The sequence below is a fragment of the Blastococcus sp. CCUG 61487 genome (genome assembly GCF_005222955.1).
In the GTDB taxonomy this organism is placed as follows: Bacteria; Actinomycetota; Actinomycetes; order Mycobacteriales; family Geodermatophilaceae; genus Blastococcus.
This window is the reverse complement of the sequence record NZ_LWUA01000089.1, coordinates 1-7081: the sequence shown is the minus strand read 5'-3', so window position 1 is coordinate 7081 and position 7081 is coordinate 1. Positions and strand designations below refer to the sequence as shown.

9 protein-coding genes are annotated in these 7081 nt (G+C 75.5%); 5 read left to right on the top strand and 4 right to left on the bottom strand.

The genetic code is table 11. From position 1 onward, the window contains the following. Positions 1-745, top strand: a 745-nt coding sequence (locus tag A6V29_RS06500; RefSeq protein ID WP_170977729.1) for a ThiF family adenylyltransferase, incomplete at its 5' end; no start/stop codon positions are given. Positions 746-820: 75 nt separating this feature from the next. Further along, positions 821-2143, top strand: a complete 1323-nt coding sequence (locus tag A6V29_RS06495) for an ABC1 kinase family protein (RefSeq protein WP_212719056.1) — start codon at positions 821-823, stop codon at positions 2141-2143. Positions 2144-2186: 43 nt separating this feature from the next. On the opposite strand, the gene A6V29_RS20680 is transcribed toward A6V29_RS06495, so the two are convergent. From A6V29_RS20680 to A6V29_RS06480, 4 genes are all read right to left on the bottom strand, one after another. Then, positions 2187-2351 carry a hypothetical protein gene (locus A6V29_RS20680; RefSeq protein WP_170977728.1) on the bottom strand — a complete coding sequence of 55 codons (165 nt, stop codon included), beginning with the start codon at positions 2349-2351 and terminating at the stop codon, positions 2187-2189. Between the two features lie 71 nt (positions 2352-2422). Beyond that, entirely contained in the window at positions 2423-2662 is a 240-nt protein-coding gene (locus tag A6V29_RS06490) for a WhiB family transcriptional regulator (RefSeq protein WP_249933064.1), read from the bottom strand. Positions 2663-2929: 267 nt separating this feature from the next. Next, positions 2930-3229, bottom strand: coding sequence for a hypothetical protein (locus A6V29_RS06485; protein ID WP_137159549.1), 300 nt, complete (start codon positions 3227-3229; stop codon positions 2930-2932). A 143-nt stretch (positions 3230-3372) separates the two neighbouring features. Continuing rightward, the gene (locus A6V29_RS06480; protein WP_137159548.1) at positions 3373-5391 is read right to left on the bottom strand and encodes an ATP-dependent helicase; all 2019 of its coding nucleotides are present in this window, start codon (positions 5389-5391) and stop codon (positions 3373-3375) included. Positions 5392-5546: 155 nt separating this feature from the next. Here A6V29_RS06480 and A6V29_RS06475 point away from each other — a divergent pair, with 155 nt between their 5' ends. The 3 genes from A6V29_RS06475 (at position 5547) to A6V29_RS06465 (ending at position 7040) form a co-directional block, all read left to right on the top strand. Next, positions 5547-5813, top strand: coding sequence for a mycoredoxin (locus A6V29_RS06475; RefSeq protein WP_137159547.1), 267 nt, complete (start codon positions 5547-5549; stop codon positions 5811-5813). 7 nt (positions 5814-5820) lie between these two features. Further along, complete coding sequence (locus tag A6V29_RS06470; RefSeq protein WP_249933063.1) at positions 5821-6393, top strand: ANTAR domain-containing protein; 573 nt, start codon at positions 5821-5823, stop codon at positions 6391-6393. A 188-nt stretch (positions 6394-6581) separates the two neighbouring features. Then, entirely contained in the window at positions 6582-7040 is a 459-nt protein-coding gene (locus A6V29_RS06465; RefSeq protein WP_249933062.1) for a nucleoside/nucleotide kinase family protein, read from the top strand. The last annotated feature ends 41 nt before the right edge of the window (positions 7041-7081 follow it).

The window sequence follows — 7081 nt, the reverse complement described above, 5'->3', positions numbered from 1 at the left end:
CGCCGCCCGCCGGGCTGCGGAGACGTCGCCGCCCGGGACGTGGCAGGCCCGGCGCAGATCCGTCGTGCTGGTCGAGGGGGCGACCCGCGTCGGCACGCCCCTGGCCGCCGTCCTGGCCGCCAGCGGGGTCGGGCGCGTGAGCGTCCGCGATCCCGCCGTGGTGCGCGCCGCCGACACCGTCGTCGGCGGGGCGACGCCGGAGGACGAGGGCCGCCCGCGCGCCCTGGCAGCCGCCGACGCCGTGCGCCGCGCCAGCCCGCTCACCGACCTGCGCCCGCTCCCCGCCGGCATCCGTCCGGACCTGGTCGTGCTGGCCCGACCGTGGGCGGCCTCCGACCCCACGTCCACCGACTGGTCGCGGGAGGGGATCCCGCACCTGGTCGCGACGGTGCGAGGAGCCACCGGGGTGGTGGGCCCGCTGGTGGTACCCGGCGTGACGAGCTGCCTCCGCTGCGGTGACCTCCACCGGCGCGACGCCGACCCGCGGTGGCCGGAGCTCGCCGCCCAGCTCACCGCCGGCGAGCCGCCCCCGAGCGGGGCGACGGTGACCTGCCTGCTCACCGCCGCGACCGCCGCCGTCCAGGCGCTGGCCTACCTCGACGGCAGCGCCGCGCCGGTCACGCTCGAGGCGACGCTGGAGATCGCCCCGCCCGACCTCGTGCCGCGCCTCCGGCGGTGGACCGCCCACCCCGAGTGCGGCTGCGTCCAGCGGCGCGGCCCGGCGACAGGGAACAATGGCCCGTGAGCGCGCTCGCGGGGTCACCCGAGACGGCCCCGCGATGCTGTCCGGGCCGGCCACGGGCGCGGACGAGGAGGACATGTGAGCGACGACCGACCGGTCATGCCGCGAGGTTCGGTCTCACGGACCGCGCGCCTCGCGTCGCTCCCGCTCGGGGCGGCGGGCCGGGCCACGCTCGGCCTGGGCAAGCGCCTGTCCGGTCAGTCCTCGGACGCCGTCGCCGCGGAGCTGCAGCAGCGCACCGCCGAGCAGCTGTTCGCCGTCCTCGGGCAGTTGAAGGGCGGGGCGATGAAGCTCGGGCAGGCCCTGTCGGTCTTCGAGGCCGCCGTGCCGGAGGAGGTCGCCGCGCCGTACCGGGAGGCGCTGGTGAAGCTCCAGGAGGAGGCGCCGCCGATGGCGGTGCGCACCGTGCACGCGGTGCTCGCCGAGCAGCTCGGCGGCACGTGGCGCCGGCGGTTCGCCGACTTCGACGACCAGCCCGCCGCGGCGGCCAGCATCGGCCAGGTGCACCGCGCCACCTGGAAGGACGGCCGCGACGTCGCCGTCAAGATCCAGTACCCGGGGGCCGCGACCGCCCTCATGGCCGATCTCAACCAGCTCAGCCGCTTCGCCCGGCTGTTCGCGACCCTGTTCCCCGGCATGGACGTCAAGCCGCTGATCGCCGAGCTGCGGGCCCGCGTCGTCGAGGAGCTCGACTACAGCCTCGAGGCCGACGCGCAGCGGGCGTTCGCCGCCGCCTACGCCGGCGATCCGCAGATCGTGGTGCCCCGGGTGGTCGCCAGCGCCCCCAAGGTGATCGTCTCCGAGTGGCTGGAGGGCACGCCGCTGTCGCGGATCATCGCCGGGGGCAGCAGGGAGCAGCGGAACAGGTCCGGCACGCTGCTGGCCACCCTGCACTTCTCCGGCCCCCAGCGCGCGGGGCTGCTGCACGCCGATCCGCACCCGGGCAACTTCCGGCTGCTGGACGACGGCCGGCTCGGCGTCATCGACTTCGGCGCGACCGCGCGGCTGCCCGACGGGCATCCCGAGCCGATCGGCCGGCTGCTGCGCTGGTCGCTGGAGGGCCGCGCCGACGAGGTGCTGGCCGATCTGCGCGCCGAGGGATTCGTCCTGCCGGGCACGACCGTCGATCCGCAGGCGGTGCTCGCCTTCCTGCGACCGATGCTCGAGCCCGTCGCCTCGCCGCGGTTCCACTTCACCCGCGCCTGGATGCAGGAGCAGGCCGCCCGGATCTCCGACCCGCGCAGCGACATGACGCGGCTGGGGCGCCAGCTCAACCTGCCGCCTGCCTACCTGCTCATCCACCGGGTGACGATCGGCTCGATCGGCGTCCTGTGCCAGCTCGACGCCGAGGGCGATTTCCGCAGCATCCTCGAGGAGTGGCTCCCCAGCTTCTCCGCGTGACGCGGGTCCGGACGCCACCTCGGCGCCCGGACCCGGGTCCGGTTCAGTAGACCGACGCGCTGAGCCGCGCCGCCCTCCGGTGGGCCCGCTCGGCGCGACGGGCCGCTCGGCGAGCCCGGTGCAGGCGGTGCGCCCGGGAGACCACCTGGGCTTCCTCGCGCATCTCCTGCATGCGGCGCTGGGCCAGACCGTGTTCGTACGTGTGCATGATGCTGTCCTCGGTTCTCGTGGTCGGTCGGTGAGCCCTCGTCGTCGGGACGAGGCCCGGTTCCCGGGTGCTCATGCGGCGGTCACCTTGCGCGGACGGCCCCGGGGCCGCTTGCGGGCGATGACCACACCGCGGTCGAAGATCTCGCCGCCCCAGACGCCCCAGGGCTCGGCGCGGTCCAGGGCGCCGGCCAGGCACGTGTCGCGCACCGGGCACGGCGCGCAGAACGTCTTGGCCAGCTCCAGCTGCGCCGGGCTCTCGGCGAACCACAGCTCCGGGTCCTCCTCGTGGCACGGCAGGGACTGCCGCACCGGAGCAGGTGCCGGCGGCTCGGTCGGCCACCGGTACGGACGGGGGTTCCTGGGCGGTGACGCGCCACCGGTCCGGGGCAGGCCGGACCGGTGGCGGGACAGCGGGCGGTCCAGTGTCGGCTGCACTGCCGCTCCTCCTCGTGCTCGTCGTCTGACGGCCGGCGGGGGCCCGCCGACCGAAGTCGGGGCCGGGTGCCGCGGCGGAAACGAGAAGGCCGCGGATCCCGGGGTTCGGGTTCCGCGGCCTCGAGGAGGACCGGCGAGCGGTTAGCTCTGCGGTCGTCGTCGGGAGTGGAGCCCGAGGGTGGTGCTGTTGTCGTGCTTCGTGCTGCTGATCGGTGCGATGCCGGCGATGTCCTGCAGGTAGGACGCCGGGACGGCGACGCGCTCATCGATCCGGCGGAGACGGATCGCGGCGGGCACACCGGTCCCCTGGACCGGGGCGGCGACGGGCGCCAGGAGAACTCCGTTGCCGGCGAGGGCCGTCGCGCAGACGGCCGGACGCGCGGCGACGCCCTCCGAGCCGGGGAACCCGGTGGAGGCGTCGGTCCACGTCATGCTGATCACGATCGCTCCTCCTTCCGGGTCCGAGCGCGGCCGGACGGCCGGGCTCGAGCGGGTGCAGCTCGTGTGTGTCAGGACACTAGGGAGGCCCTCGGGGAGGGTCAATCGAATTAACGCTCCCGGGGCCCGGAGACCTGAATTTCTTCTCAGCCGGCGACCGTGGCCAGCACGTCCTCGCCGTAGAGCTCGAGCTTGCGGGCCCCGATCCCGGGCAGCGCGGCGAGCTCCCGGACGTTGGCCGGCCGGGTCTCGGCGATCGCCTGGAGGGTCGCGTCGGTGAAGACGACGAAGGCCGGGACCGAGGCGGCCTGGGCAACCTGGCTGCGCCAGGCACGGAGCCGCTCGAACAGCTCGCCGGCCGCGCCCTCCAGCACCACCTTGGGTCGCTTGCCGGACCGTCGGGCCGGTGGCGCGGTGGGGCCGGAGTCGGGGGCCAGCCCGGTGAGGAACCGGCTGCGGGGCCGGGCGCGCTTGGCCCCGGGATTGCGTGCCAGCGACCACGAGAGGGTGAGCTGCTCGCGGGCCCGCGTGACGGCGACGTAGAGCAGCCGGCGCTCCTCCTCCACCGCGTCCGGCCGCGACAGCGACTGGGCGATCGGGAGGACGCCGTCGACCAACCCGACGACGAAGACGGCGTCCCACTCCAGGCCCTTGGCCGCGTGCATCGACGCGAGGGTGACGCCCTGCACCGTCGGGGCGTGCTGGGCGTCGGCGCGCGCGGCCAGGTGCGCGACGAACCCGGCCAGGTCCAGCGACGGGTTCTCCGCGACCAGGTCGACGGCGAGGTCGACCAGCGCGGCCAGGGACTGCCAGCGGTCGCGAGCCGCTCCGCCCGCAGGAGGCCGGTGCTCCACCCATCCGGTGGACGCGAGCACGTCGCGTACCGCCGAGACCAGCATGCCGGGCTCGTTGCCGCCGGCGGCCGCTCCGCGCAGGAGCAGCACCGCGTCGCGCACCTCTGGCCGCTCGAAGAACCGCTCGCCGCCCCTGAGCACGTAGGGCACGCCGACGTCGGCCAGCGCCGACTCGTACACCTGCGACTGGGCGTTGATCCGGAACAGGATGGCGATCTCGCTGGCCGGCGTGCCCTCGTCGATCAACGCCTTGCAGCGGGCCGCGACGGCGGCGGCCTCGGCCGGCTCGTCGGGGTGTTCCACGAACCGGGGCTCGGCGCCGTCGGCTCGCTGACCGAGCAGCCGCAGCCCGGGCAGGCCCTTGCGCTGCGGGGCCATGCCGATGAGCCGGTTGGCCAGGCCGACCACCTGCGGCGTCGACCGGTAGTCGCGCTCGAGCTTGACCACCTCGGCGTCGGGATAGCGGTCGGCGAAGCCGAGCAGGTAGTCCGGATCGGCACCGGTGAACGAGTAGATGGTCTGGTTGGGGTCGCCGACGACGCACACCTCGGCCCGCCCGCCCAGCCAGGCGTCCAGCAGCCGCTGCTGCAGCGGGTTGACGTCCTGGTACTCGTCGACGACGAAGTGCCGGTACTGGTCCCGGACGGCGCGGGCGACGTCGGGGTGGCCCTCCAGCGCGTAGGCGGTGACCAGCAGCAGGTCCTCGAAGTCCAGTGCCCCGTCCCGCTCCTTGGCCGACTCGTAGCTGGCGTAGACGGCGGCGACGGCGGCCGCCTCGAACGGCGGCTCGCGACCGGCGGCCTTGGCCCGCGCCGGGTAGTCCTCCGGGGTGGCCAGGGTCGTCTTGGCCCACTCGATCTCGCCGGCGAGGTCGCGCAGGCTGGTGCGGTCGGTGGTGAGCCGGTGGCGGGCGGCCGCCGAGGCGACGACCCGGAGCTTGTTCTCGATCAGCGGCGGCATCGGGCCGCCCAGGACGCGGGGCGCGAAGTAGCGCAGCTGCCGCATCGCCGCGGCGTGGAACGTGCGCGCCTGGACACCGCCCACGTCCAGCGCCTGCAGCCGGGTGCGCAGCTCGCCCGCGGCCCGGGCGGTGAAGGTGACCGCCAGCACCTGCTCGGGCACGTAGACGCCGGTGTGCACCCCGTAGGCGATGCGGTGGGTGATGGTGCGGGTCTTGCCGGTGCCCGCGCCGGCGAGGATGCAGACCGGCCCGGTGACCGCCTGGGCGGCGGCACGCTGCTCGTCGTCGAGGCCGGCCAGCACGTCCTCAGCCCGTGAGCCCGAACGGCTCACGACGCCCGTCGGCGGCATCCGGCCTCCTTCTCCTGGGGGTGACCCGACCGATCCTCCCAGCCGCTGCCGACATCGCGGGGAAGCATCCCCAGGAGCCCCACGTTCATCCGGACACACCGTTCACCCGAACCAGGGCTGGACCGGGACACCACGACCATGGAGGATCGACCCCGATGACCGCGACCACCGGCGCCGCCGTGACCATGTACACCACCCCGTGGTGCGGCTACTGCGTCCGGTTGAAGAAGCACATGCAGCTCGAGGGCATCGAGTTCGCCGAGGTCGACATCGAGGCCGACGCGCAGGCCGCGGAGCTGGTCATGCAGGCCAACGGCGGCAACCAGACCGTGCCCACGCTGGTTTTCGCCGACGGCACCGCGCTCACCAACCCGAGCATCGACCAGGTCAAGGCGCAGCTGGCAGCTGCGGCGGAGGCGTGAGGACGTCGTGATCCCCGGTCCCCGGCCCGCGGACGGGCTCCTGCGTCCGTCCGCGGGGTCGGAGGACCGGCCGACACGGCTGTCGGACACCGGGTGCGCCCCCGTCGCGCTGGTCCGCACGCCCGCCGGCTGGGTGGTCCGCTCGATCGGAGCGAGCTCGGTCGTCGGCGACCTCGTCGAGGGCATGTCCCTGGCCGACCTGGTGGCCGAGGAGCTGGGCGCGCCACCGGAGCCGGACCGCTCCGCCCGGCGCTCGGCGCGCGGCGCCGCCGCCGTCCCCGACGAACCGCAGGACCCGGCCGCCGCGCGCATCGCCGTCCTGGAGCGCACCGTCGCCCAGCTCGAGCACGCGCTGGCCGCGCGCGTGGCGACCGAGCGCGCCATCGGCGTGCTGGCCGAGCGGCACGGGGTGAGCGCCCGGGCGGCCTTCGAGGAGCTGCGCCGCGACGCCCGCTCGCAGGGCCGGCCGGTCGCCGAGCTGGCCCGCGAGGTGCTGGACGGGCTGCCCGCGGACGCGCCGCGGCCGGCGCCCGTCGTCGACACCCCCGTCGTGATCGGGGCAGCGGACGGCCGGTCCTGACCCGGCCGGAACCGCTCACCCCGGCTGCGCTGGCCGACCGGCTCGCCGCGCTGCTCGCCACGCAGGACCCGGAACCCGGGAGCACCGCGCTGCGCGTCGCCGTCGACGGCCCCGAGCTCGCCGAACCGTGCACCCTCGCCCTCGCCGTCGTCGAACGGCTGCCGGCGCTCGGACGCGGCGCGGTCGTCGTGCCCGCCGACGGCTTCTACCGACCGGCGTCCCTCCGGCTGGAGCACGGGCGCACCGACCCCGACGCCCGGTACACCGACTGGCTCGACGCCAACGCCCTGACCCGCGAGGTGCTGACGCCGGTCGGGCCGGGCGGTACGGGCCGGTACCTCCCGGTGCTGTGGGACCTGGAGCGCGACCGCGCCGCGCGGGCCCGTCCCGAGCCGGCGCCGGACGGCGGCGTCCTCCTGGTGCCGGGCACCCTGCTGCAGGGTCTCGGCCTGCCCTTCGACGTGGTGATCCACCTGCGCGTCAGCGCCGCCGCCCGCCGCCGGAGGACACCGGCCGAGGACGCGTGGGTACTGCCGGCGTTCGACAGGTACGACGACGAGGTCGACCCGGTCGCGCTGGCCGACGCCGTGGTGCTCGCCGACCACCCCGACCGGCCCGCGCTGGTGCTGGCCGGCCGGTTCGCGTAGCGGCTGGTCGTAGCGGTCAGCTAGGTGTACTGCCCAGCGAG